This is a genomic window from Leifsonia sp. 10N434, assembly GCF_056394405.1.
The window spans coordinates 115,766-140,534 of sequence record NZ_JBFTHV010000007.1 but is presented as its reverse complement, the minus strand read 5'-3'; the positions used below and the strand labels follow the sequence as shown (position 1 = coordinate 140,534).

Here is a 24,769-nt window from a genome sequence, read left to right as displayed (position 1 = left end):
GGCCGGCCGTTCTGCGTGTCCGGGGGCCGCTCAGGCGGGCAGCCGCTCCACCAGGAGCGCGGTGTGCCGCCCCGCGACGCGCGTGAGCACCACGGTGGCAGAGCCCGATCCGCTCAGCGACAGGCGCTTGCGCAGGGCGGCGGGGTCGACATCCACCCCGCGCTTCTTGATCTCGAGGGTGCCGATGCCGCGCTGCCGGAGCGCCCGCTTGAGCTCCTTCTCCTGGAAGGGGAGGGTCTCGATCACGCGGAACCCCGTGGCGAACGGTGTGGAGGTGGCGTCGTCGGACGTGAAGTAGGCGATGCCGTCGGAGAGCATCCGGGCGTTCAGCGAGCGCGCGAGGTCGCCGATGAGACGGGCCCGGATGACGGCGCCGTCGGGCTCGTAGAGATAACCGCCGAGCGGGCCGGCCTCGACGTCTTCGCTGTCGGACGGCGCCGTCAGCTCGCTGGCCTCGTCGCCGTGCAGCACGAGGGCGGCGCGACGGATGCCCGACCGGGCGAGCGCGCCGAACCAGAGGCCCATCTCGACCAGCTGGCCGTCGACCGACACCCACTGCGCCTCGGCGCCCGTCGGGATGAGGTCGCGGTCGAGTCCGGGGCCGAGCTTCACGCCGACGGACCGGCCGGTTCCGAGCTCGAAGGCGAAGCCGAGCGACGGGGAGTAGTCGTCGGGGTCGGTGAGTCGCGCGGTCTGCCCGTGGCCGGCGGTGCGGCGGGCGGGATCGAGGAAGACGCCGTCGATCCCGTGCAGGTCTGCGTCTTCGGCCAGCCCGTGCTCGACGGTGGCGTTGTCGAACGGGGCGAGGTTGTAGCTCGCGATGGCCGCGGTGACCTCGTCGGCCTCGACGGCGGTCACCTCGAGGTCGAGCGCGGCGAGCGACATGGCGTCGCCGCCGATCCCGCAGCCGAGGTCGGCGACCCGGGTGAGCCCGGCGGCCGCGAAGCGCCCGGCATGCCGGGCGGCGACGGGAAGCCGCGTCGCCTGCTCGAGGCCGGCCTCGGTGAAGAGCATCCGGTCGGCGAAGGGACCGAACTTGGCGGCGGCTTTCGTGCGCAGCTTGGACTGCGTGAGCACGGCCGCCACGAGCCCCGGCGGATGCCCGGCCTTGCGCAGCTCGGTGACCAGAGCGAGCACATCCGATTTCGAGTGGTACGGGGGGAGGGAGTCGAGCAGCCGCAGCCCCTCGGGCGACAGCAGCTCGACCAGCTCAGACCGTTCCATGGCTTCACGCTACCCTCTTGGCACTCACGTTGCGTGACTGCTAATGAACCCTCTAAACTCGTGTTAGCACTCTCCGTGCGAGTGTGCTAACTCCAGTCTTCACGTCAGTGTTAGTTCAAGAAAGAGGTCAACCGTGTCGGTCTCCATCAAGCCGCTCGAGGATCGCATCGTTATCAAGCAGGTCGAGGCTGAGCAGACCACTGCTTCGGGTCTTGTCATCCCCGACACCGCCAAGGAGAAGCCCCAGGAGGGCGAGGTCGTGGCGGTGGGCCCCGGCCGTATCGACGACAACGGCAACCGCGTTCCGCTCGACGTCGCCGTCGGCGACAAGGTCATCTACTCCAAGTACGGCGGAACCGAGGTCAAGTTCGGTGGAGAGGACTACCTCGTCCTCTCGGCTCGCGACGTTCTGGCCGTCATCGTCCGCTGACGATCGGCTCTGAAGGCCCGGATGCTCAGGCATCCGGGCCTTCGTCGTCTGTGCGTAGAATCACCAGGTGTCCTCGAGCGAAACAGAACCAGCCGTCGCCGTCGCCGTCGCCAAGCCGTTGACGGAGCATCGCCGATCCGGGCTGATCTATGCGATCTCGGCGTACGTGCTGTGGGGCATCCTGCCCATCTACTTCCTCTCGCTGGTGCCGGCCAGCGCCTTCGAGATCGTGGCGTGGCGCGTTCTCTTCTCGCTCGTCTTCTGCGCCATCCTGCTCACCGTCACGCGCAAGTGGCGGGCCTTCGCCACGCTCCTCACCAACAAGCGCGTCGTCTTCACCATGGGGGTGGCCGGCGCCCTCATCTACGTGAACTGGCAGACGTATGTGCTCGCGACGGTCTCCGGCCACGTGGTCGAGGCGGCCCTCGGTTACTTCATCAACCCGATCGTCACGGTCTTTCTCGGAGTGATCGTGCAGCGCGAGAAGCTGCGCGTCGCCCAGTGGGTCGCGGTGGGCATCAGCATCATCGCGGTGGTCGTGCTGGCGGTCGGGTACGGCTCCATCCCGTGGATCGCTCTCATCCTCGCGTTCTCGTTCGGCCTCTACGGCCTCATCAAGAAGCGCGTCGGGCCGTCGGTCGACGCGGTGTCCGGGCTCACGCTCGAGACGCTGTGGCTCACCCCGGTCGCGATCGTCCAGCTCGTCGTCGTCGGGGCGACCGTCGGCATCACGATCGGCACGATCAGCGTCTGGCACACCGTCGCGATGGCGGGCGCGGGAGTGATCACCGCTGTGCCGCTGCTCTTCTTCGCCGCGGCGTCGCGCCGGCTCCCGCTGGTCTACATGGGCTTCATCCAGTACTTCGCCCCGTTCATCCAGTTCCTGGTCGGCGTGGTGGTGCTCCACGAGGCGATGCCGCCCGAGCGCTGGGTCGGGTTCAGCATCGTCTGGCTCGCGCTCCTCATCCTGGCGATCGACCTCGTCGCGTCCGCGCGCTCGAACCGCAGGACCGCCGCCCTCGACGTCGCGACCGTGGAATAACGCTCAGGGTTCTGCCGTTAGCATTGAGTATCCGTGGCGCTGGTGGCGGGCGGATTCTCCCATTCCTCGCGACGCTCTAAGGGGTGAAATGGATCAGACGGATCCGTTCGGCTTCATCGGATTGACCTACGACGACGTGATGCTCCTGCCCGGGCACACCGACGTCATCCCGAGCGAGGCGGACACGTCCTCCCGGCTCACCAAGCGCATCACGGTGGCGTCCCCGCTGTTGTCGAGCGCGATGGACACGGTGACCGAGTCGCGCATGGCGATCGCCATGGCGCGCAACGGCGGCATCGGCATCCTGCATCGCAACCTCTCGATCGAAGACCAGGCGGCGCACGTCGACAAGGTCAAGCGGTCCGAGTCGGGCATGATCACCAACCCCGTCACCACCACCCCCGACGCCACCGTCGAAGAGGTCGACCAGCTCTGCGGTCAGTTCCGCGTGAGCGGCCTGCCGGTGGTCGAGGGCGATGGAACCCTCGTCGGCATCATCACCAACCGCGACATGCGCTTCGTCTCGCCGTTCGAGCGCACGACCACGTATGTGCGCGATGTCATGACCCGGCAGCCGCTGATCACCGCGCCGGTCGGCATCGACCCCGACTCCGCTGTGGCGATCTTCGCCCAGCACAAGATCGAGAAGCTCCCGCTCGTCGACGCCGACGGCAAGCTCAGCGGTCTCATCACGGTCAAGGACTTCGACAAGAGCGAGAAGTACCCCAACGCCACCAAGGACGACGAGGGCCGCCTGCGGGTGGGCGCGGCGATCGGCTTCTTCGGCGACGCGTGGGAGCGCGCGATGGCGCTCGTCGACGCGGGCGTCGACGTGATCGTCGTCGACACGGCCAACGGCGACAGCGCCGGAGTGCTCGACATCATCCGCCGGCTGAAGGCGGAGCCGCGCGCGGCGCACGTCGACATCATCGGCGGCAACGTGGCAACCCGCGCCGGGGCACAGGCTCTGATCGACGCCGGCGCCGACGCGATCAAGGTCGGCGTCGGACCGGGCTCGATCTGCACCACGCGCGTCGTCGCGGGCGTGGGCGTCCCCCAGGTCACGGCCGTCTACGAGGCGTCGCTCGCCGCCCGTGCGGCCGGTGTGCCGCTCATCGCCGACGGCGGTCTGCAGTACTCCGGTGACATCGCCAAGGCGCTCGTCGCCGGCGCGGACACCGTGATGCTCGGCTCGCTGCTCGCCGGAACGGCCGAGTCGCCCGGCGACCTGGTGTTCGTCAACGGCAAGCAGTTCAAGAACTACCGCGGCATGGGATCGCTGGGCGCTCTGCAGACGCGCGGCAAGAAGACCTCGTACTCGCGCGACCGCTACTTCCAGGCGGATGTGCCCAGCGACGAGCAGCTCATCGCCGAGGGCATCGAGGGACAGGTGCCGTATCGCGGACCGCTGTCGGCCGTCGCCTACCAGCTGATCGGCGGCCTGCGGCAGTCGATGTTCTACGTGGGGGCGCGCACCATCGCCGAGCTCAAGGAACGCGGCAAGTTCGTGCGCATCACGGCGGCCGGACTCAAGGAGTCGCACCCGCACGACATCCAGATGGTGGTCGAGGCGCCGAACTACCGCCGCTGACCCTGGTCTCACCTCGCTGACCCGTCTGACCTCCACAACTCCGGAAGATCCCGCCTCACCGCGGCGAGCTTCCGGAGTTGTGCGTTAATCGACGGGGTGTCGAGCGAGAGTTCCGGAATTGCGGACGGGGCGACCGCGGGTCGACGGGACGAGCGCGGTCGTCTATTCTGGAAGGCTCGTTCGACGCGGGCGCCCCGCACCAGGGCTCGCACCGAATGAAAGCACTCCCGTGGGATACATCGACGTCGCCGGAATCGGCTATTCACTCGCCGACGGCCGTCCGCTGCTCGACGACGTCTCGTTCCGCGTGGGGGAGGGCAGCGTATCGGCGCTCATCGGCGCGAACGGGGCGGGCAAGTCGACGCTGCTGCGCATCATCCGGGGCGAGCTGAAGGCCGACACCGGCAGCATCGGGATCGACGGCGGCCTCGGGGTGATGGACCAGTTCGTCGGGCATGTGCGCGACGACCGTACGGTGCGCGACCTCCTCGTGTCGGTCGCGCCGCGCGCCGTGCGCGCGGCGGCGGAGGCGCTGACTGCGGCCGAGGAGGCCATCATCGAGCGCGACGAGACCGACACCCAGCTCCGCTACGCGTCGGCCCTTGCCGACTACGCGGATGCGGGCGGCTACGAGCAGGAGGTCGTCTGGGACCACTGCACGATGGCCGCCCTCGGCATCCCGTTCGAGCGCGCCCAGTACCGGGGCCTCCGGTCGCTGTCGGGAGGCGAGCAGAAGCGTCTCGTGCTCGAGGCGTTGCTGCGAGGGCCGGAGCAGGTGCTGCTGCTCGACGAGCCGGACAACTATCTGGATGTGCCGGCCAAGCGCTGGCTCGAGGAACAGCTGCGTGCGACCCAGAAGACCGTGCTGCTGGTCTCGCACGACCGGGAACTGCTGGCGAACGCCGCCGACCGGATCGTGACACTCGAACTCGGCGCGGCCGGCAACACCACCTGGACCCACGGCGGCGGCTTCGCCGGCTACCACCAGGCGCGCGACGACCGGATGGCCAGGCTCGAGGAGCTGCGCCGGCGCTGGGACGAGGAGCACGCGAAGCTGAAGGCCCTCGTGCTGCGGCTGTGGGAGAAGGCGAAGTACAACAGTGATGTCGCACCTGCGTACCGCGCCGCTCAGACGCGACTGGCGAAGTTCGAGGAGGCCGGTCCTCCGCAGCTGCGCCCGCGCGAGCAGGAGGTGACGATGCGCCTCACCGGTTCGCGGACGGGTCGTCGCGTCGTCGAGTGCTTCGATCTGGAACTCACCGGGCTGATGCGCGCATTCAGTGCGGAGATCTGGTTCGGCGAGCGGGTGGCCGTGCTCGGGTCGAACGGGTCGGGCAAGTCGCACTTCCTTCGGCTCCTCGCCGCGGGCGGCACCGATCCGGATCCGGCGGCCGGGCACCTCGCCTCGGCGGAGCAGTCGGGCCCTCCCGTCGCGCACTCGGGCGTCGCGAAGCTCGGCGCGCGCGTGGTGCCGGGGCTGTTCGCGCAGGCGCACGAGCATCCGGAGCTGGTGGGCCGCACCCTGCTGGAGATCCTGCACCGCGGCGACGACTTCCGTTCGGGGATGCCCAGGGACGCGGCCAGCCGGGTGCTCGACCGCTACGGGCTCGCCGCCTCGAGCGAGCAGACGTTCGAGTCGCTCTCGGGCGGCCAGCAGGCGCGGCTACAGATCCTGCTGCTCGAGCTGTCGGGCGCGACGCTGTTGCTGCTCGACGAGCCGACGGACAACCTCGACCTCGTCTCCGCCGAGGCGCTGGAGGAGGGTCTGCGCGGGTTCGAGGGCACGGTGATCGCCGTGACGCACGACCGCTGGTTCGCGCGCGGGTTCGACCGCTACCTGGTGTTCGGCGCCGACGGGGGCGTGTACGAGTCGGATGAGCCGGTGTGGGACGAGGCGAGGGTGGCCCGGGTGCGGTGAGGCTCGGGAGATCCGGGCAGGCTGGCGGGTCCGGTCAGGGCCGCACCGAGGCGAGCCGGAGCACGGCCTCCGTGAGCACCGACGGGGAGCAGGCGAAGTTCAGCCGGGCGAACCCGGCGCCCTCGCGCCCGAAGTCGGGACCGGGCACGAGCGCGACCCGCGCCTCGTCGAGCGCCAGCCCTGCCGGTTCGACACCCCAGTCGAGCGGGCGGAAGTCGAGCCACGCCAGGTAGCTCGCCCGTGGCTCGCGGTAGCGTACCTCGGGCAGGTACTGCGTGAGCAACTGGGTGAGGAGCGCCCGATTCGCCTCCACCGCGGCGAGCATCCCGCCCAGCCACGCGCGCGAATCGCGGTACGCCGCTTCGGTGGCGATCCTCCCGAAGAGGCTGGTGCGCTCCTCGACTTCGAACGGCAGCGTCGCGAGCACGCCGGCCATCCGGTCGCTCGCGGCGACGAACATCGCGCACTTGAGGCCGGCGAGGTTCCAGGCCTTGCTCGCTGAGTGGGCGGCGATGCCGTGCTCGCGCGCGGCGTCCGACACGGAGAGGAACGGGGTGAACGTCGCGTCGGAGTGCGTGAGCGGCGCGTGCACCTCGTCGCTGACGACCACGGCGTCGTAACGGGCCGCCAGCTCGGCGACCGCGGCCAGTTCGCCGGCGCTGTGCACGAGCCCGAGCGGGTTGTGGGGGTTGCAGAGCAGGAAGGCGCGGGCGCCCGACGCGAAGGCGCGCTCGATGCCGTCGAGGTCGAGCGACCAGCCCGAGGCCGGGTCGACCGAGAGCGGCACCTCCTCGACGACGCCGCCGGCCTCGGTCACCATGCCGAAGAACGGCGGATACACGGGCGGCGTGATGATGACGCGGTCGCCGGGGGTGATCACCAGTCGCAGCGACTCGACGATCACCGAGCTGACGTCGGTCGTCGTGGTGACACGCGCGGGATCGACCTCCCACCCCCACGAGTTCCTGGCGAAATCGGCGAACGCCCGCTTGGCCGAGTCGTCGGGCCCGATGTACCCGGTGTCGGAGCGGCGCACGGCGGCGATCAGCGCCTCGGCGATGGGTTCCGCCAGGGGATAGTCCATCTCTGCGACGAACAGCGGGAGCACGTCATCCGGATACGCGCGCCACTTCTCGCTCGTCCTGGTGCGCAGTTTCTCGAGGGAGTCGGCTTCGATCGTCATGGTTCCACTCTGCCCGCCTGCGCCCGACGGCGCATCCTCGACGCCCTCGCCATAGACTGAACGGGTGAGTATGGAGATTGAGATCGGGCGCGCCAAGCGCGCTCGCCGCGTGTACGCCTTCGACGACATTGCGGTGGTGCCGAGCCGGCGCACCCGTGACCCCGAGGACGTCTCGGTCTCGTGGTCGATCGACGCGTACCAGTTCTCCATCCCGTTCCTCGCCGCCCCGATGGACTCGGTGGTCTCGCCGACCACCGCGATCATGATGGGCCAGCTGGGCGGTCTGGGCGTTCTCGACCTCGAGGGCGTGTGGACGCGGTACGAGGACCCGGAGCCGCTGCTGGCGGAGATCCGCCAGCTTCCGGCCGCGAAGGCGACCTCGCGCATGCAGGAGATCTACTCCGAGCCGATCAAGCCGGAACTCGTCACGAGCCGTCTCGCGGAGATCCGCGAGGCCGGCGTCACAGTCGCCGGCGCCCTGTCGCCGCAGCGCACCCAGGAACTGTACGAGACCGTGGTCGCAGCGGGCGTCGACCTGTTCGTGATCCGCGGCACGACGGTGTCGGCCGAGCACGTGTCGAAGAACGTCGAACCCCTGAACCTCAAGAAGTTCATCTACGAGCTCGACGTGCCGGTCATCGTCGGCGGGGCGGCCACCTACACGGCCGCACTGCACCTGATGCGCACCGGCGCGGCCGGCGTCCTCGTCGGCTTCGGCGGTGGCGCCGCCTCCACGACGCGCTCGACCCTCGGCATCCACGCGCCGATGGCTACGGCCGTCGCCGACGTCGCCGGCGCACGCCGCGACTACATGGACGAGTCCGGCGGCCGCTACGTGCACGTCATCGCGGACGGCGGGCTCGGCAGCTCGGGCGACATCGTCAAGGCGATCGCCTGCGGCGCCGACGCGGTGATGCTCGGCTCCACGCTCGCCCGCGCCACCGACGCCCCCGGCGGCGGCTGGCACTGGGGTGCGGAGGCGCACCACGCGCAGCTGCCCCGCGGCAACCGGGTCGAGGTGGGCCAGGTCGCCCCGCTCGAGGAGATCCTCTACGGCCCGGCACCCGTCGCCGAGGGAACGGCCAACCTGGTCGGCGCACTGCGTCGCTCGATGGCCACCACCGGCTACTCCGACCTGAAGGAGTTCCAGCGCGTCGAAGTCGTCGTCGCGCCGTACAACGCGCACTGAACATCGGCCGATGGCGGCCGAGAGGGAGAGAACGATGGTCACGACCAGATCCACCTCACAGCCGGCTGTGTCGTCCACGTCACGGCTCGGCCCGGCCGAACGTGCGGACGCGATAGCGGCACTGAAGGACACCGAGCTCGACATCCTCGTGGTCGGCGGCGGCATCGTCGGAACGGGCAGCGCGCTCGATGCGGTGACCCGCGGGCTCTCGGTCGGCCTCATCGAGGCGCGCGATTTCGCATCCGGCACCTCGAGCCGGTCGTCGAAGCTCGTGCACGGCGGCATCCGCTACCTCGAGCAGCTCGACTTCCGGCTGGTGCGTGAGGCCCTGATCGAACGCGGGCTGCTGCTGCAGCGCATCGCGCCGCACCTCGTGAAGCCCGTGCGGTTCCTCTACCCGCTCAAGAAGCGCGTCATCGAGCGTGCCTATGTGGGCGCCGGCATGATGCTCTACGACATCTTCTCGTACACCGGACTGCGTCCCCCGGGCGTCCCGCACCACCGCCACCTGTCGAAGCGGCAGGTGATGCGCTCGATCCCGAGCCTGGCGAGCGACGCCCTGGTCGGCGGCATCACGTACTACGACGCGCAGGTCGACGACGCCCGGTACGTGGCGAACCTCGCGCGCACGGCCGCGCACTACGGGGCGAACGTGGCGAGCCGAGTGCGCGCGGAAGGCTTCATCAAGGTCGGTCAGCGCGTGGTCGGCGTGCAGGCGCACGACCTCGAGACCGACGAGCGGTTCGAGATCCGGGCCAAGCAGGTCGTCAACGCCACCGGCGTCTGGACGGACGACACGCAGGCGATGGTGGGGGAGCGCGGCCAGTTCAAGGTGCGCGCCTCGAAAGGCATCCACCTCGTCGTGCCGCGCGACCGGTTCCAGTCGAAGATGGGACTGTTGCTGCGCACCGAGAAGAGCGTGCTCTTCGTCATCCCGTGGGGCCGTCACTGGCTGATCGGCACGACAGACACCGACTGGCACCTCGACAAGGCCCACCCGGCGGCGACGGCGGCGGACATCGACTATCTGCTCGCGCACGTGAACTCGGTCCTCGCCATCCCGTTGACCAGGGAGGACGTCGAAGGCGTCTACGCCGGCCTGCGCCCGCTGCTCGCCGGTGAGTCGGAGCAGACCTCGAAGCTCTCCCGCGAGCACCTCGTCGCGCACTCGGTTCCCGGCCTGGTGGTGATCGCGGGCGGCAAGTGGACCACCTACCGGATCATGGCGAAGGACGCGATCGACGCGGCCGTGGACGCGCTCGACGGCAAGATCGCCAAGAGCACGACGGAGGAGATCGCGCTGGTCGGGGCCGAGGGATACCAGGCCGCCTGGAACCGCCGCAACCGCATCGCCGACGAGAGCGGGCTGCACGTGGTGAGGATCGAGCACCTCCTCAACCGTTACGGCACGCTGGCCGAAGACATCCTGGAGCTGATCCGCGACGACCCGTCGCTCGCCGAGCCTCTGCCGGGCGCCGACGACTACGTCGGGGCCGAGGTGGTCTACGCGGCGTCGAACGAGGGTGCGCTGCACCTCGAGGACGTGCTCGCCCGCCGCACCCGCATCTCGATCGAGGCGTGGGACCGCGGGGTCTCCGCCGCACCGGTCGCCGCCCGTCTGATGGCCGGCGTGCTCGGCTGGGACAAGGGCAGGGAGGACCGCGAGGTGCAGACCTACCTCAAGCGCGTCGCGGCCGAACGTGCGAGCCAGCTGCAGCCCGACGACGAGTCGGCCGACCGCATCCGGCTGGAGGCTCCCGACATCGTCGACGTCGACGCGGCGGCGGCGAAGGCGGCCAAGACGGCCCGCGCGTCGAACCGGGCCAGGGCGACGCGCAAGCCGGCGACGTCTGCAGCGCCGGCCGCGCCGACCGCGCCCGCTGCACCGGATGCGCCTGCAGCCCCGGATGCGCCGGGTGCGCCTGCCGGAGACGGAGCGCCCGCCGCCGAGTGACGCGGGGCACCGCCCGTCCGTACACCACCAACCCCGGAGCCGCCTTCAGGCGGCTCCGGTACGATTGACGTACTGCCCCCAAAACCTCTGGAGACGGAACATGGTTGACGTTCGACGGGTCAAGCTACCCGGAGTCGGGGTGCTGCATACGTTCGTGACCGACGACGGTGGAAAGGTCGGTGTCATCGCGCACCGGTCGGGTCACAGCGACCTGATCACCTTCTCCGATCACGAAGACGGCGCCGACGTGACCAAGGTGTCGCTGCGCCTGAACGAAGACGAAGCGCACACCCTTGCCGAGCTGCTCGGCGGCACGCAGATCACCGAGTCGCTCACGGCTCTCGACCAGATCCCCGGTCTCAGCATCGACTGGTTCACGGTCGACTACGACGACTACATCGCCGGCCAGCCCCTCGGTGCACCCGCCGATCGCGGCCTCGTCGGCCTCACGGTCGTCGCGGTCGTGCGCGGTGACTCCGCGAATCCCGCGCCGGCCCCCGACTTCAAGGTCTTCCCCGGCGACACGCTGGTCGTCGCCGGCTCCCCGGAGAAGGTCGCGAAGGCGTTCTCCTTCTTCCGCACCGGCGAGCTTCCCGCTCGCGTGACCGCAGACGCGCCGCCCGGGGGATAAGCAATGCATCTCGGCGAAGACCTCATCGTTCTCGGCGTCCTCCTGCTCGTGGCCTACGTGCTCGGGCGCCTCGGCAAGCTGGTGGGTCTCCCCGCGATACCCATCTACATGCTCGTCGGCTTGCTCGCGAGTCCCCACACCGGATGGTTCCCGCTCAACTTCGAATCGCACTACATCGAACTGATCGCGATCTTCGGGCTGATCCTGCTCCTGTTCAATCTGGGGCTCGAGTTCGACCAGGACGAGTTCTTCGGCAACTTCGGCAAGCTGATCATCTCCGGCGGCTCCTACATCGTGGTCAACATGGGCGTCGGCCTGATCTTCGGCTTCATGGTCGGCTGGGGCACCCGCGAGGCCCTGATCATCGCCGGCATGACGGCCACGTCGTCGAGCGCGATCGTCACCAAGCTGCTGATCGAGCTGAAACGCCTGGCGAACACCGAGACGCCGATGATCCTGGGCGTCACGGTGGTCGAGGACATCTTCATCGCGATCTACCTCGCGATCGTCTCGGTGGTGCTCAGCGGCGAGACGGACTTCTGGCCGATCGTCGCCAAGCTCGCGATCGCCTTCACCTTCCTGGTGGTGATGTTCACCATCGCGCGCTGGGGAGGACGGTTCGTCTCGCGGCTCTTCCGCACCAAGGACGACGAGCTCTTCACCATCCTGTTCTTCGGCTTCGCCGTGTTGTTCGCCGGTATCGGCGAGGTGCTGGGCGTTACCGACGCGATCGGGGCTTTCCTCATCGGTCTGGTGCTCGGCGCGACGAAGTACCACAAGAAGATCGAGCAGATCGCGATCCCGCTGCGCGACGTCTTCGCGGCCTTCTTCTTCCTCAACTTCGGCCTCGCGCTGAATCCGGCGCAGTTCCCGCAGGTCGTGGTGCCGGTGCTGCTCGCCGTGCTGCTCACGATCGTGCTCAACATCGGCGCCGGGCAGTTCGTCGCCTGGATCAACGGGCTCGGCGTGCAAGCGGGCATCAACACCACGGTCATCCTGCAGAACCGCGGCGAGTTCGCGCTGATCCTCGCGACGCTGTCGCTCAGCGCCGGACTCGACGAGCGCATCCAGCCGTTCGCGGGCCTCTACGTGCTGATCATGGCGGTGCTCGGCCCGGTGCTCGCAGCAAACTCCGAGAAGATCGGTGGGATGATTCTGCGGACCGGTCGATCCGGAAAGCGCCCCACGAAGGGCGCTGCGAAGCGCGACCCCATGCTCGACGAGGAGATCGCGCTGGTCGAGGCGGCGACAGCCGACCTCGATCCCGACGCGCGGTCCGACGACACGAAGAGCGCCATCGACCGTGTGGTCGAACAGGCCATGCAGCAGCAGGACACCACCGGGGACCGAAAGCGGGACTGAACCATTAGCGAGACCACCGGAGACAGCGAGACGACGCTGTTCCAGATGATGCTGCGCCCACGCTGGATCGGCGCGCTGCTGCTGGCGCTCGCGCTGGCGGCCGGATTCGCGGCCCTCGGCCAGTGGCAGCTGGAACGGGCGGTGGAGTCAGGCAAGGTCATCGATGCGCCGAGCGAGTCGGTGCTCCCGCTCGCCTCCGTGGCGAAGCCGGACGGCCCGATCACCGACGAGGCGACCGGCCAGCTGGTGACGGTGACCGGATCGTTCGTCCCTGGCGACTACCAGCTGCTCGACGGCCGGCTCAACAAGGGCACGGCCGGATGGTGGGTGGTCGCGCACGTGACGGTGGACGATGCCGCATCCGGGCATCCGGTCGCTCTCGCCGTCGCTCGGGGTTGGGCGCCCGACAAGGCCGCGGCCGAGTCGGTCATGGCGCGGCTCGCGAACGAGCAGCCGAGCCAGCAGACGATCGTGGGCCGGCTGCTGCCGACGGAGGCGCCGGAGGTGCCCGCCGATAAGAGCGACCCGACGCGGATGCGCACCATGTCGGTGGCGGCGCTGTACAACCTGTGGACCGGCGTCGACGGCGTCGACGTCTACTCGGCGTACGTCGTCGAGCGCACCCCGCCGCAGGGGCTGGTGAAGATCGATTCGCCGCCGCCCATCCAGGAGAGCACGCTCAACTGGCTCAACATCTTCTACGCGGCCGAGTGGATCATCTTCGCCGGCTTCGCGGTCTTCTTCTGGTACCGACTGGTGAAGGACGCGAAGGAGCGCGAAGACGAGGAACGCCAGCTCGCGCGCGAATCGGTCGCTGCCGCCGAGAAAGTAGAATAGGTCCATGCCCCTCGCTCCCAAACCAGAAGACTTCCCGAAGATCCGCGGGGCGCTCCGGTTCTACCAGGTCTTCGCCTACGTCACCGGCATCATGCTGCTGCTGCTGTGCGTCGAGATGATCATCAAGTACGGCATGGGCTACCAGCTGTTCGCGTTCAGCAACTACGGCGTCTTCGCGCTCGTCGACGTGAACGAGCCCGTCGCCCCCACCGGTCTCGACCTGAGCACGGGCATCCTGATCGCGCACGGCTGGCTGTACGTCGTGTACCTCTTCTCCGACTTCCGTCTGTGGAGCCTGATGCGCTGGAACTTCGCGAAGTTCGTGGCGATCGCCCTCGGCGGGGTCGTCCCGTTCCTGTCGTTCTTCGTCGAAGCACGCATCACCAAGCAGGTGAAGTCTTATCTGGCCGGCCGGGAGGCCGAAGAAGCGACCCTCGTGGAGGCATCAAATTAGCACCGACCCCGTTTTCTCCGAGATCCTGGGAGGGGCCGACGCGGCCAATCCGTCCGGTCCTGTTCTCGTCGTCGACTTCGGCGCGCAGTACGCCCAGCTGATCGCGCGGCGCGTCCGCGAGGCGAGCGTCTACTCGGAGATCGTGCCGCACACCGTCACGGCTGCCGAGGTCGCCGCCAAGAAGCCGTCGGGCATCGTGCTCTCCGGCGGACCGTCGAGCGTCTACGAAGAGGGCGCCCCGCAGCTCGACGAGGGCATCTTCGAGCTCGGCGTCCCCGTGCTCGGCATCTGCTACGGCTTCCAGGTGATGGCGACCGCCCTCGGCGGCGAGGTCGCGCACACCGGAGCGCGCGAGTACGGCTCGACCGCCGTGCGGATCAGCGAGTCGGCCAGCAACGGTCGAGGACAGCTGCTCGACGGCCAGCCCGAGGAGCAGACCGCGTGGATGAGCCACGGCGACTCCGTGTCCCGTGCTCCGGAGGGCTTCGAGGTGCTGGCCTCGACCGACTCGACGCCCGTCGCCGCGTTCGCGAACGACGAGCGCAAGCTGTACGGCGTGCAGTGGCACCCCGAGGTGAAGCACTCGGCTTACGGCCAGGCCGTGCTCGAGAACTTCCTGCACCGTGCCGCCGGCATCCCGGCCGACTGGAACAGCGGCAACGTGATTGCCGACCAGGTGGCGGCGATCCAGGCGCAGGTCGGCTCGGGTCGCGTCATCTGCGCGCTCTCCGGCGGCGTCGACTCCGCCGTGGCGGCCGCGCTGGTGCACAAGGCGGTCGGCGACCAGCTGGTCTGCGTCTTCGTCGACCACGGACTGCTCCGCAAGGACGAGCGCCGCCAGGTCGAAGAGGACTACGTGAAGGCCACCGGCGTTCGCCTCGTCACGATCGACGCCGAGAAGCAGTTCCTCGACGCGCTCGCCGGCGTGAGCGACCCCGAGACCAAGCGCAAGATCATCGGCCGCGAGTTCATCCGCACCTTCGAGCAGGCGCAGGCCGACCTGATCGCCGAGGCCGCGAGCGAAGGCGACCCGATCCGCTTCCTGGTGCAGGGCACCCTCTACCCGGATGTGGTGGAGTCGGGCGGAGGTACGGGCACCGCGAACATCAAGAGCCACCACAACGTCGGCGGCCTTCCGGAAGACCTGCAGTTCGAGCTCGTCGAGCCGCTGCGCACCCTGTTCAAGGACGAGGTGCGTGCCATCGGCCGCGAGCTCGGTCTGCCCGAGGCGATCGTTGGCCGCCAGCCGTTCCCCGGCCCCGGCTTGGGCATCCGGATCGTCGGCGAGGTGACGCACGAGCGCCTGGAGCTGCTCCGCGACGCCGACGCCATCGTGCGCGCCGAGCTGAGCGAGGCCGGCCTCGACGGCGAGATCTGGCAGTGCCCGGTCGTGCTGCTGGCGGATGTGCGCTCGGTGGGCGTTCAGGGCGACGGCCGCACCTACGGGCACCCGATCGTGCTGCGCCCGGTGTCGAGCGAGGACGCGATGACCGCGGACTGGACTCGCCTGCCGTACGAGCTGCTCGCCAAGATCTCCAACCGCATCACGAACGAGGTCGACGGCGTCAACCGCGTCGTGCTCGACGTGACGTCGAAGCCGCCGGGAACGATCGAGTGGGAGTGACGCTCCCGTAGTGCCGGGCGACGGCGCTCTGTCACAACTCCGGAAGATCGGGGCCGAAAGGCTTCAGGCTTCCGGAGTTGTGGCGTTTCGGGCGGCGTGTCGCCCGGAGGTTCCGGAGTTGTGCGCCTGACACGGCGGGCGTGCGGGATGCGAAAGGGCCGGGGATGCGAAAGGGCCGGGACGAATCGTCGTCCCGGCCCTTTCGCGTGCGAGGTGTCGCTCGCAGGTCGTGCGGTGCTGCGCGGTCGCGTGTCGCTAGTTGCGGGCGATGGCGAAGATGCGCAGCAGTTCGAGGTACAGCCAGATGACGGTGAGCATGATGCCGAAAGCGCCCGCCCAGCCGACAGCACGCGGGGCGCGGTTCTTGACGCCCTGCTGGATCATGTCGAAGTCGAGCACCAGCGAGTAGGCGCACATGATGACGACGAGGACACCGATGATGAGACCGAGCGGGATGCCGAAGATCTTGAACGAACCGCTCAGCCCCCACGGGTCGCTGTTGGCGCCGGTCCAGATGAGCACGACGTTGATGAGGGAGAACACCAGGTAGCCGATCATGGCGATCAGCCAGATCTTGGTGGCCTTGGCGGACGCGCGGATCTTGCCGCTCGCGAACAGGGCGAGGGTGACGCCGACGACCACGACCGTGCCGAGCACCGCCTGCACGACGACGCCGCTGGCGATCTCCTCGTAGAACCGGGAGATGCCGCCGATGAAGATGCCCTGAGCGCCGGCGTACGCGAGGGTCAGGCCGGCGGACGGGAGCTTCTTGCGGTTGTGGAAGATGTTGACGAAGGCCAGCACGAGGCCGACGACCGCACCCGCGATCCACAGACCGGGCACGACCCAGCCGATGAGCGCACCGACGACCAGGATGCCGAAGCTGATGCCGGTCTTCTTGATGGTGTCTTCGACCGTCATGCGGTCGGTGTCTGCAGCGGTGGCGGACGGCGACGCGTACAGCTCCTGCAGCTGCTCAGCGCTCACAGTGGAGTTCATTGCGCTGGAGTTCTGGAAGGCCGGGGTCTGCGAGAAGGCCGGGTTCGAAGTAGCCATGGGTTCCTCTGCTCACGTTGTGGGTCCGGGAAGTCCGGGGTGGGTCAGTCCAATCTATCCGCTTGTTTTCTGAGAGTTCTGACAGATTGCCTTGAATCGACCAAAACAGCGACCCACCGTGCCAGCCAGGCGCCCGCGATGACCACCAGGGTGCTCACCAGGATGGAGACCCAGCTCACCGAGTAATCGGTCACGGTGCGGGCGAGCACGATGCTCGACGCGATCGGCAGAACGAGCACGACGTACGACAGGAGCGGGCGCAGCCGCACGAGCAGCCAGGCGGCGAGCGGGACCGCGAAGCACCACGCGAACGAGGCGCCGCCGAGCATGAGCCAGGTGAAGCCGAGCACCGGGACGACGACGGCGACGCGCCGCCCGATCCACGACGGCAGGAGTGCCCACCCCGCCGGCTGGATCAGGGAGCCGGAGAGCAGGAACGGCAGGCTGTACGCGGACGTGAGCAGGATGCAGCCGGTGCCGACCATGATGAGCACCAGCCCCGCGAGGAGCCGGGGTCGATACGCGCCCCAGTGCAGCTCCAGGCGGCTCGCGGGCTCGCTCCAGCCGGCTGCTGCGGAGGGCTCCCGGACGGACACGCGTTGATTCTGTCACCCGGATGAGCGGGCGACCAGCCCCCGACCGCGGGCTAGTATCGCTCCATGCGCGCGCATACAGGCCCCCTGATCATCGGTCATCGGGGCGCGTGCGGGTACCGCCCCGAACACACGGCGGCGGCCTACGAGCTCGCCTTCGCTCTCGGGGCGGACGCCGTGGAGCCGGACCTGGTCGCGTCGAAAGACGGCGTGCTCGTGCTGCGGCACGAGAACGAGATCTCGGGCACGACGGATGTCGCCGAGCATCCGGAGTTCGCGGCGAAGCGCACGACCAAGGAGGTCGACGGGGCGGAGCTCACCGGGTGGTTCACGGAGGACTTCACCTGGGCGGAGCTGACGACGCTGCGGGCGAAGGAGCGGCTGGGAGGCATCCGGCAGGCGAGCTCGACGTTCGACGGACGGTACCCGCTGCTGCGGCTGAGCGACCTGTTCACGATCGTGGAGCGCGCGAGCGACGACGCTGCGCGACTGCTCGGGATCGTGGCCGAGCTCAAGCACGCCACGTACTTCGAGTCGATCGGCCTGCCGCTCGACGAGCTGTTCGCGAGCGAGTTGGGCGAGGCGGGCTGGTTCGACAACCCCGGGCTGGTGGTGGAGAGCTTCGAGAAGACCGTGCTGACCCGGCTGCACGGCCGCGGCTTCCGGGGGAAGCGGGTGTACTTGCTCGAAGACGAGGGAGCGCCGGCCGACCGGGTGGCGCGGCTGGGGTCGACGGCTCCGGGATACGCGGATGACCTGACGGCACGCGGACTCTATGCGCTCGCGGCGGCGGGGCCGGCCGAGCGCGTCGACGGGATCAGCGTCGAGACGGGCCAGGTGCTGGCCTCCGGATCGGTCGCGGTGGCGTTGTTCGACGACGGCGACGATGTGGGCGCGGTGACGTCGGATCTCGTCGACACGGCGCACTCCGCCGGGCTCGAGGTGTTCTGCTGGACGCTGCGGCCGGAGAACGGACTGCTGCCGGCGGAGTTCCGGCGGGCCGAGGCTCTCGACGCCCAGTGGGGCGACTGGCGCCGGTTGTTCTCGATCGTGCTCAACTCCGGGGTGGACGGCGTCTTCGTCGACCATCCGGACCTCGCGGTGGCCGTGCGCGACGGCCGGTAGCGCGGACGCGGCCGGGACGGCGCCGGTGATCCGCGCGCGGAACCCGGATGACGGTGGTGGCGGCTAAAATCGATGGAGACATGACGAGCCTCTCCAACCCCGACACCTCGAACTCCGCCACCCCCATCATTCTCGACGGCCGGCAGGGTGGTTCTTCGGGCGACGGCGGCTCCGACAGCGCGCACGAGCGGCTCTTCGCCGGTCTCAACCCGCAGCAGCGGGAGGCGGCCGAGTACCGTGGCGCGGCGCTGCTGATCGTCGCCGGCGCCGGTTCGGGCAAGACGAGCGTGCTCACGCGCCGCATCGCCGGTCTGCTCCAGAGCCGCGAGGCGTGGCCGAGCCAGATCCTCGCGATCACGTTCACCAACAAGGCGGCCGCGGAGATGCGCGAGCGCGTGCAGGCTCTCGTCGGCGACACGGCGCAGGGGATGTGGATCTCGACCTTCCACTCGGCGTGCGTGCGCATCCTGCGTCGCGAGGCCGAGACGATCGGCAAGACGCAGAGCTTCACGATCTACGACTCGGGCGACACGCGCGCCCTGCTCAAGCGCATCATCAAGGGGCTGGATGCCGACACCCTCGGCTTCACGGTCGCGGGCGCCGCCGCGCGCATCTCGAAGCTCAAGAACGAACTCACCGACATCGAGACGTACGCCCGGTCGGCCAATCTGAGCGACCCGCAAGAGGTCATGTTCCTCGAGATCTTCCGGCAGTACACCCGGCAGCTGCGCAGCGCGAACGCCTTCGACTTCGACGACCTCATCGCGGAGACCGTCTTCCTCTTTCGTGCGTTCCCCAAGGTCGCGGCGCTCTATCAGCGGCGGTTCCGGCACATCCTGGTCGACGAGTACCAGGACACGAACCACGCGCAGTATTCGCTGATCCGCGAGCTGACCATGCCGATCGCCCCTGCGATCGCCGACGAGCTCGAGGCGCAGGGCCACCACGTCGACCGGATGCGCGACCCCCTCGGCGTCATCCCCGGCGCCTCGCTCACCGTCGTCGGCGACTCCGATCAGTCGATCTACGCGTTCCGCGGCGCCGACATCCGCAACATCGTCGAGTTCGAGCGCGACTTCCCGGGAGCGAAGGTGGTGCTGCTCGAGCAGAACTACCGGTCGACGCAGAACATCCTGAGCGCCGCGAACTCGGTGATCGCCAACAACTTCGACCGCAAAGACAAGAAGCTGTGGACGGCGGTCGGCGACGGCGACAAGATCATCGGGTTCACGGGGTACTCCGGTCACGACGAGGCGCAGTTCGTAGCCGACGAGATCGAGAAGCTCCACGCGGCGGGCATGGCCTACAGCGAGATCGCGGTCTTCTACCGCACGAACGCGCAGACGCGTGCGCTGGAGGAGATCTTCATCCGCTCGGCTCTGCCGTACCGCATCATGGGCGGCACCAAGTTCTACGAGCGCGCCGAGATCAAAGACGCGATGGCCTACCTCACGGCGGTGGCGAATCCCGACGACGCCCTCGCACTGCGGCGCATCCTGAACACGCCCAAGCGCGGCATCGGCCCTGCCACCGAAACCCAGCTGGGCAGTTACGCCGACGACAACGGCGTGAGCTTCCGCCAGGCGATGCGCGACGCGGGCTCGCTCGGGCTCGGCCCGAAGGTGACGGCCGCGATCCTGCAGCTCGCCGGTCTCCTCGACACGGCGACGGAAATGGTCGACCCTGCCAACCCGGCGGGTGCATCGCCGGTGGCCGACGTGCTCACCTACCTGCTCGACGAGAGCGGGTACCTCGACGCGCTCCGCAACAGCCGCGACCCGCAAGACGAGGCGCGCGCCGAGAACGTCGACGAGCTCGTCGCGGTGACCCGCGAGTTCGCGCGCAACAATCCGGATGGCGGGCTGATCGACTTCCTCACCGAGGTGTCGCTGGTCGCGGCCGCCGACGAGATCGACGACTCGAGCGGAACCGTCTCGCTGATGACTCTGCACACCGCGAAGGGGCTCGAGTACGACGCGGTGTTCCTCACGGGCATCGAGGAAGACCTGCTGCCGCACCGAATGTCGGCGAACGAGCCGGGCGGACCGGCCGAGGAGCGGCGTCTGTTCTACGTCGGCATCACGCGGGCGAAGAAGCGCCTGTTCCTGTCGCTCGCGATGACCAGGGCGCAGTTCGGGGAGACGGCGGTGGCGATGCCCAGCCGGTACCTGCAGGAGATCCCAGCCGATCTGATCGACTGGAAGCAGTCGCCGGGCACGGCGAACGGCCGCGGCGGTTCGCAGTCGCGGGCGCTCAATGCGCGACGTCCGGGCCTCGGCAGCGGGAGCGGCCCGTCGGGCTCCGGCTCGTCGGGCTCCGGGTCGCGCTGGAACGACAGTCCGGGCTCGGGCGGGTACGGCGCGGGTGGCGGACGTGCGCCCGACCGGCCGAAGGCGGAATGGCCGAACCGGGTCACCGGGCAGGTGCGTGACAACGGCGACCTGGAGCTCGTGGCGGGTGACCGCATCCGGCACAGCGACTTCGGCGACGGCCGGGTCACCGCGGTGACCGGCGAGGGCGCGAAGCGCGTGGCACACGTGCAGTTCGAGAAGGTGGGGGCGAAGAAGCTCCTCATCAAGATCGCCCCCATCGAAAAGCTGTGATGGCCTCCGCGCCGGACGGCGGAACGGGCGCTGAGTCGCACGGTGGGCGGGCGCGACCGTCGGAACGGCGTTCGGTGCCTTCGGGACTCAGCGTGGAAGTGGGCCTGCGTGCGGCGCTCGCGGTGGGTGTCCCGTTGTTGGTGCTGCTCGCCGTCGGCCGGCTGGACCTGACCGCATATGCGACCTTCGGTGCGTTCACGGCGCTCTACGGCCGCAACGAGCCGTACCGGTTGCGCATCCGGAGCGTGTCGGTCGGTGCGGTCGCGCTGCTGGTCAGCATCACGCTCGGGATCCTCGTCGCCGCGCTCGGCGAGCCCCTCTGGCTGCTCGCTCCGCTGCTGCTCGTGATCGTCGCCGGCGGGACGCTTCTCGCAGCGACGTTCCAGCTGATCCCCGCCCAGCCGTTGTTCTTCGTGTTCGCTCTGCTCGTCTGCGCCGCGGTGCCGACCCCCGCGGCCGAGATCGTGCCGCGCGTGCTGCTCGCGGCGTCGGTCGCGGCGTTCTCGTGGCTGCTGACGATGTCGGGCTGGCTGCTGCGACGTGCGCGCGGGCTCGATCGCGGCGTGTTCGGAGAGCTGTTCTTCAAGGAGCTCCGCCGCGCCCCGAGCGTCGATCGCGGGGCCGTTCGCGACCTGCGCGTCTGGCTCACCATCGCCCAGAACCTCCTCGGTGTGCTCATCGCCGGCGGAATCGCGCTGCTGTTCGGCCTCGGCCACGCCTACTGGGCGATCGTGAGCCTTGTCGCCGTCATCCCGCCCGCCAGGGCGGCCCACTCGATCTCCCGTTCGGTCCACCGGATCGTCGGAACCGTCGTCGGCGTGGGCGTCACGGTGCTTCTGCTGTTCTGGTCGCCTCCTCCGCTGTTCGTGGTCGCCGTGATCGTCGTGTGCCAGGTCTTCGCGGAGATCCTGGTCGGACGGCACTACGGCTCCGCTCTGGTGTTCATCACGCCGATGGCGCTGTCGGTGTCGCACCTGGTGAGTCCGGTGCCCCTCAGCGTGCTCGCGGTCGACCGGGTGCTCGAGACCGTGCTCGGCGCGGGGGTGGGCATCGTGCTCGTGCTCGCCGCCCGGTGGGTGGAGCGTCGGTTCGTCGAGTCATCTGGCCGGCGGGGAGCCCCGGCGGCCGGGTAGCTGTGTAGCCCGGGTCGCTGCGTGGTCGGGGTGGCTGCGTGGTCGGGATAGCGGCGTAGTCGGGGTAGCTGTGTAGTCGGGGTGGCTGCGTAGTCGGGCGGCAGTCAGGGAGTCGAGGGGGAGCGTGTTCTGCCTCCCGGCGGCCGGACCGCGCCTGCGGCTAGGGAGTCGCGCGGTCGCGTCTCGCGGCGTCGTCGGCGGTCATCCGTCGCAGCCGCTTCAGGTAGAGCTCCTTGGGCCGATGCCGAAGGGAACGGGGCAGTCGCGGATAGAGGCGTGCAGCCCAGCGCATCCAGCCGTCGAATCGCCGCTGGTCGCGGGCGTTCCACGCCAGGCCGAAGTCCGCGCGCACGCCGTCCGGCAGGAGACCGATGGTCACGAGCCGCCCCTGCGGCATGAGGGCGCGCACCCACCAGGTAACCCCGCGCGGCTGCAGGAGCTGACCCGCGACCCGCGTCGTCTCCGCGGTCGGCTGCAGCAGGGCGAGCGTCTCGTTCCAGTAGGCGGCGAACGCGCGACGATCGGCCGGCCACAGCGAGGCGGGCAGCTGCAGCCCGGTTCCGACCACGGCGAAGTCGCGGTAGATCGTGTCGGCCTCGTCATCGGTGAGCGCCGGGAAGACGCGCTCGTAGATGGTCATCATGGTCTCGTAGAGCGTCGCCGCGACCCACAGCTGGAGTTCCGGATCGAAGGCGTTGTAGGCCGGCCCGGCCGTGCCAGCGGGAGCCTGGACGGGAACATGGGCGCGGTTCACCGCGCGCCGGATCGTGGCCAGCTCTTCGGGGTCGGCGTACACCGAGGCGTAGACGTACGTCATGGTCGCGTGCAGGCGGTCCATGATGCGGGTCGCGAAGTCGCTGTGCTCGACGACGCCGCGACCGACCGCGGGGTGGGCGATCTGCAGCAGCAGGGCCCGGCCGCCGCCGACGAGGTTGAGGGCCTCGGCGGCGACGTCGGTGAGATCTCGACGGGTCGACGTGATGGGCACGCAGCCATCCTCCCGCGCGTTTCTGCGAAGAAGCGACACGGCATGGGCATTCGGGCGGGGATCTGACGCAGAGAACCGGCACCGACGGAGACCCGGCGCCATCGGAGACCCGGCGCCATCGCAGACGCTGCCGTCATCAGGCCGACCTGCGCTTACCAGCTCGATGCGCCGAACGACGACGAGTCTTCAGCGCGACGACGAGAGCAGCGCTCCCGCCGATGACGGAGGCCGCGGCAGCCGCCACAACCGGCATGGGGACGTCGGTTCCGGTGGCCGCGAGTGCTGCCACGGCCGGTGCCGGTGCTGGTGCCGGCACTTCGGGGGCCTCGGGGGCTACGGGAGCGGCGGGAGCGACCACCTGTGTGATCTCGCTGGCGACGCCGAACGTCGACTGCCACGCTCGCAGACGGGAACCACCCTGATCGGCCGGCGTGCGTTCCGGTTCGATCCTCTCGACCCAGACGTAGTTGCCGGGTTCGCTGACGGTGCACGGCTCGGTGTCGTACTCCCCGGGTCCGGAGATGGCCAGTTCGACGGTGCACACGACGGGTGCACCGTCCGGGGCCGTCGGCGCCGGCTCGATCTCCTCGGGGAACGGTCCGAGGAGGGTGCTCTCGACGATCGCCCCGACGGGCTGCATGCCGTCGTCGGAGGACCAGACGCCCCAGGTGGGGAGGAGTCCGTCTCCCTGCTCGACCTCGACGGTCAGGTGATCGCTGACGGCAGCGCCGGGAGTCGCCTCGGCCGCGCTCGTGACGGTGCGGACGACGGGCTGGAACGGCAGCGGCGAGACGCCGGTGACCTCGGCCTCGGCCGTTGCCTTCGCGGTCGCCGGCACGGCGATCAGCAGAGACTGCGCGTCGCCCCGCGGGACGGCCACCCGAAGCCGGTCGCCGTACGGGAGCTCCCCGAAGGCCGCGGCGGCGGTGACGGAGACGGTCTGCTCGGTGCCGGTCGGCGTGATCGACAGGTCGACGCCGTTGCTCACCGTGGCCGAGGTCGTCCCGTCGTCGAAGACCGCGCCCACCAGCTCGACCGTCGCCGAGTGCGTCCGTGGCGCGATCATCTCCGTGCCGGTCAGCCGGTCGACGACGAGCTCCACCCGCGCCCGGCCCGCCGCCGTGTCGGAGAGCTCGACGGTGGTGGTGGCCCTCACGGTACGAGATGCCTGACGTTGCGTCTCGGAGATCATGGACTTCGCACGAGCCAGCACCTTCGCAGCGTCTGCGCCGGCTCGCGCGGCGTACGACTCGGGCGTCTTCCCATTGAGCCCCGCGATCATCCACGTGGCCAGCTGCCCGGCCGCGGCCGTGGTGCGGTCGGAGGTGCCCGCCCAGCTGCGCGAGATGTAGGCGAGCTGGGCGGACTTCTCGGGCGTGAACCAGCCGAGCGTCTCACCCTCGACGACGTCGGCGCCGAACCCGACGGGGCTCTCGCGGCCGGCGTTGAGACAGAATCCCTGAGAGCCGTCGTCGAGCGTGTATGTTCCGAGCCACCATCCGTCGCTGGAGAAGTAGCCGGGGCCGTGGCCGTTCGCTGTGAGGGCGTCGGCGCGCGCGGCGGGGGCGACGACCGAGAGGAAGACGAGGAGGGCGAGCAGAGCGAAGGTCGTTGCGGCCGAGGTGAGGCGATGTGTCATGGCTCAACGCTCGCGGTTCGGAACGCCCTGCGGACCGCGCGGCCGCTAACTGTGGAGAGCCTCGAGGTGGGGTGCGCATGTGGAGGCGTCGGCCCATCCGGACACCCGGTCGTCAGCCATCCGGACACTCGGTCGTCAGCCACCCGGCCACCCGGCCGTTGCGCGGGCGTTCAGCCGGACGCGCTAGAGTTCT

20 protein-coding genes are annotated in these 24,769 nt (G+C 69.4%); 14 read left to right on the top strand and 6 right to left on the bottom strand.

Going from position 1 to position 24,769, the window contains the following annotated elements:
* Positions 1-30: 30 nt before the first annotated feature.
* Positions 31-1,224 (bottom strand): THUMP-like domain-containing protein, encoded by a 1,194-nt coding sequence (locus AC1DB1_RS16930; RefSeq protein ID WP_477201651.1) that lies wholly within the window; start codon positions 1,222-1,224, stop codon positions 31-33.
* A 133-nt stretch (positions 1,225-1,357) separates the two neighbouring features.
* On the opposite strand from AC1DB1_RS16930, the gene groES reads away from it, so the two are divergent.
* From groES to AC1DB1_RS16910, 4 genes are all read left to right on the top strand, one after another.
* Entirely contained in the window at positions 1,358-1,654 is a 297-nt protein-coding gene (gene groES, locus AC1DB1_RS16925) for a co-chaperone GroES (protein ID WP_271175673.1), read from the top strand.
* Positions 1,655-1,721: 67 nt separating this feature from the next.
* Positions 1,722-2,696 carry an EamA family transporter RarD gene (gene rarD / locus AC1DB1_RS16920; protein WP_271175672.1) on the top strand — a complete coding sequence of 325 codons (975 nt, stop codon included), beginning with the start codon at positions 1,722-1,724 and terminating at the stop codon, positions 2,694-2,696.
* Positions 2,697-2,784: 88 nt separating this feature from the next.
* Positions 2,785-4,287: an IMP dehydrogenase gene (gene guaB / locus AC1DB1_RS16915; protein WP_271175671.1), complete on the top strand. Its 1,503-nt coding sequence runs from the start codon at positions 2,785-2,787 to the stop codon at positions 4,285-4,287.
* Positions 4,288-4,516: 229 nt separating this feature from the next.
* Positions 4,517-6,205, top strand: coding sequence for an ABC-F family ATP-binding cassette domain-containing protein (locus AC1DB1_RS16910; protein ID WP_271175670.1), 1,689 nt, complete (start codon positions 4,517-4,519; stop codon positions 6,203-6,205).
* 34 nt (positions 6,206-6,239) lie between these two features.
* On the opposite strand, the gene AC1DB1_RS16905 is transcribed toward AC1DB1_RS16910, so the two are convergent.
* Positions 6,240-7,388 (bottom strand): MalY/PatB family protein, encoded by a 1,149-nt coding sequence (locus AC1DB1_RS16905; protein ID WP_477201650.1) that lies wholly within the window; start codon positions 7,386-7,388, stop codon positions 6,240-6,242.
* 70 nt (positions 7,389-7,458) lie between these two features.
* Between AC1DB1_RS16905 and AC1DB1_RS16900 the strand changes: the two genes are divergently transcribed.
* From AC1DB1_RS16900 to guaA, 7 genes are all read left to right on the top strand, one after another.
* On the top strand, positions 7,459-8,577 hold the full coding sequence (locus AC1DB1_RS16900; RefSeq protein WP_271175766.1) for a GuaB3 family IMP dehydrogenase-related protein: 1,119 nt from the start codon (positions 7,459-7,461) through the stop codon (positions 8,575-8,577).
* A 34-nt stretch (positions 8,578-8,611) separates the two neighbouring features.
* Positions 8,612-10,531, top strand: a complete 1,920-nt coding sequence (locus AC1DB1_RS16895) for a glycerol-3-phosphate dehydrogenase/oxidase (RefSeq protein WP_477201649.1) — start codon at positions 8,612-8,614, stop codon at positions 10,529-10,531.
* Positions 10,532-10,631: 100 nt separating this feature from the next.
* Entirely contained in the window at positions 10,632-11,162 is a 531-nt protein-coding gene (locus tag AC1DB1_RS16890; protein ID WP_343880490.1) for a cation:proton antiporter regulatory subunit, read from the top strand.
* A 3-nt stretch (positions 11,163-11,165) separates the two neighbouring features.
* The gene (locus tag AC1DB1_RS16885) at positions 11,166-12,524 is read left to right on the top strand and encodes a cation:proton antiporter (RefSeq protein WP_271175666.1); all 1,359 of its coding nucleotides are present in this window, start codon (positions 11,166-11,168) and stop codon (positions 12,522-12,524) included.
* Between the two features lie 45 nt (positions 12,525-12,569).
* Entirely contained in the window at positions 12,570-13,361 is a 792-nt protein-coding gene (locus AC1DB1_RS16880; RefSeq protein ID WP_477201648.1) for an SURF1 family protein, read from the top strand.
* 4 nt (positions 13,362-13,365) lie between these two features.
* The gene (locus AC1DB1_RS16875) at positions 13,366-13,815 is read left to right on the top strand and encodes a DUF3817 domain-containing protein (protein WP_477201647.1); all 450 of its coding nucleotides are present in this window, start codon (positions 13,366-13,368) and stop codon (positions 13,813-13,815) included.
* A 25-nt stretch (positions 13,816-13,840) separates the two neighbouring features.
* The gene (guaA, locus tag AC1DB1_RS16870) at positions 13,841-15,439 is read left to right on the top strand and encodes a glutamine-hydrolyzing GMP synthase (RefSeq protein ID WP_477201691.1); all 1,599 of its coding nucleotides are present in this window, start codon (positions 13,841-13,843) and stop codon (positions 15,437-15,439) included.
* A 255-nt stretch (positions 15,440-15,694) separates the two neighbouring features.
* Here the strand turns inward: guaA and AC1DB1_RS16865 are convergent, their stop codons facing one another.
* Both AC1DB1_RS16865 and AC1DB1_RS16860 read right to left on the bottom strand, forming a co-directional pair.
* Positions 15,695-16,495: a Bax inhibitor-1/YccA family protein gene (locus AC1DB1_RS16865; protein ID WP_477201646.1), complete on the bottom strand. Its 801-nt coding sequence runs from the start codon at positions 16,493-16,495 to the stop codon at positions 15,695-15,697.
* A 44-nt stretch (positions 16,496-16,539) separates the two neighbouring features.
* The gene (locus tag AC1DB1_RS16860) at positions 16,540-17,091 is read right to left on the bottom strand and encodes a hypothetical protein (RefSeq protein ID WP_477201645.1); all 552 of its coding nucleotides are present in this window, start codon (positions 17,089-17,091) and stop codon (positions 16,540-16,542) included.
* 63 nt (positions 17,092-17,154) lie between these two features.
* On the opposite strand from AC1DB1_RS16860, the gene AC1DB1_RS16855 reads away from it, so the two are divergent.
* The 3 genes from AC1DB1_RS16855 (at position 17,155) to AC1DB1_RS16845 (ending at position 21,949) form a co-directional block, all read left to right on the top strand.
* Positions 17,155-18,213 (top strand): glycerophosphodiester phosphodiesterase family protein, encoded by a 1,059-nt coding sequence (locus AC1DB1_RS16855; RefSeq protein ID WP_477201644.1) that lies wholly within the window; start codon positions 17,155-17,157, stop codon positions 18,211-18,213.
* Positions 18,214-18,293: 80 nt separating this feature from the next.
* A complete protein-coding gene (locus AC1DB1_RS16850; RefSeq protein ID WP_477201643.1) occupies positions 18,294-20,816 on the top strand; it encodes an ATP-dependent helicase in 2,523 nt (840 codons plus the stop codon).
* A 92-nt stretch (positions 20,817-20,908) separates the two neighbouring features.
* Positions 20,909-21,949 (top strand): FUSC family protein, encoded by a 1,041-nt coding sequence (locus tag AC1DB1_RS16845; RefSeq protein ID WP_477201642.1) that lies wholly within the window; start codon positions 20,909-20,911, stop codon positions 21,947-21,949.
* A gap of 160 nt (positions 21,950-22,109) precedes the next feature.
* On the opposite strand, the gene AC1DB1_RS16840 is transcribed toward AC1DB1_RS16845, so the two are convergent.
* On the bottom strand, positions 22,110-22,937 hold the full coding sequence (locus tag AC1DB1_RS16840) for an oxygenase MpaB family protein (protein ID WP_477201641.1): 828 nt from the start codon (positions 22,935-22,937) through the stop codon (positions 22,110-22,112).
* A gap of 136 nt (positions 22,938-23,073) precedes the next feature.
* Complete coding sequence (locus tag AC1DB1_RS16835; RefSeq protein ID WP_477201640.1) at positions 23,074-24,576, bottom strand: hypothetical protein; 1,503 nt, start codon at positions 24,574-24,576, stop codon at positions 23,074-23,076.
* Positions 24,577-24,769 lie beyond the last annotated feature (193 nt).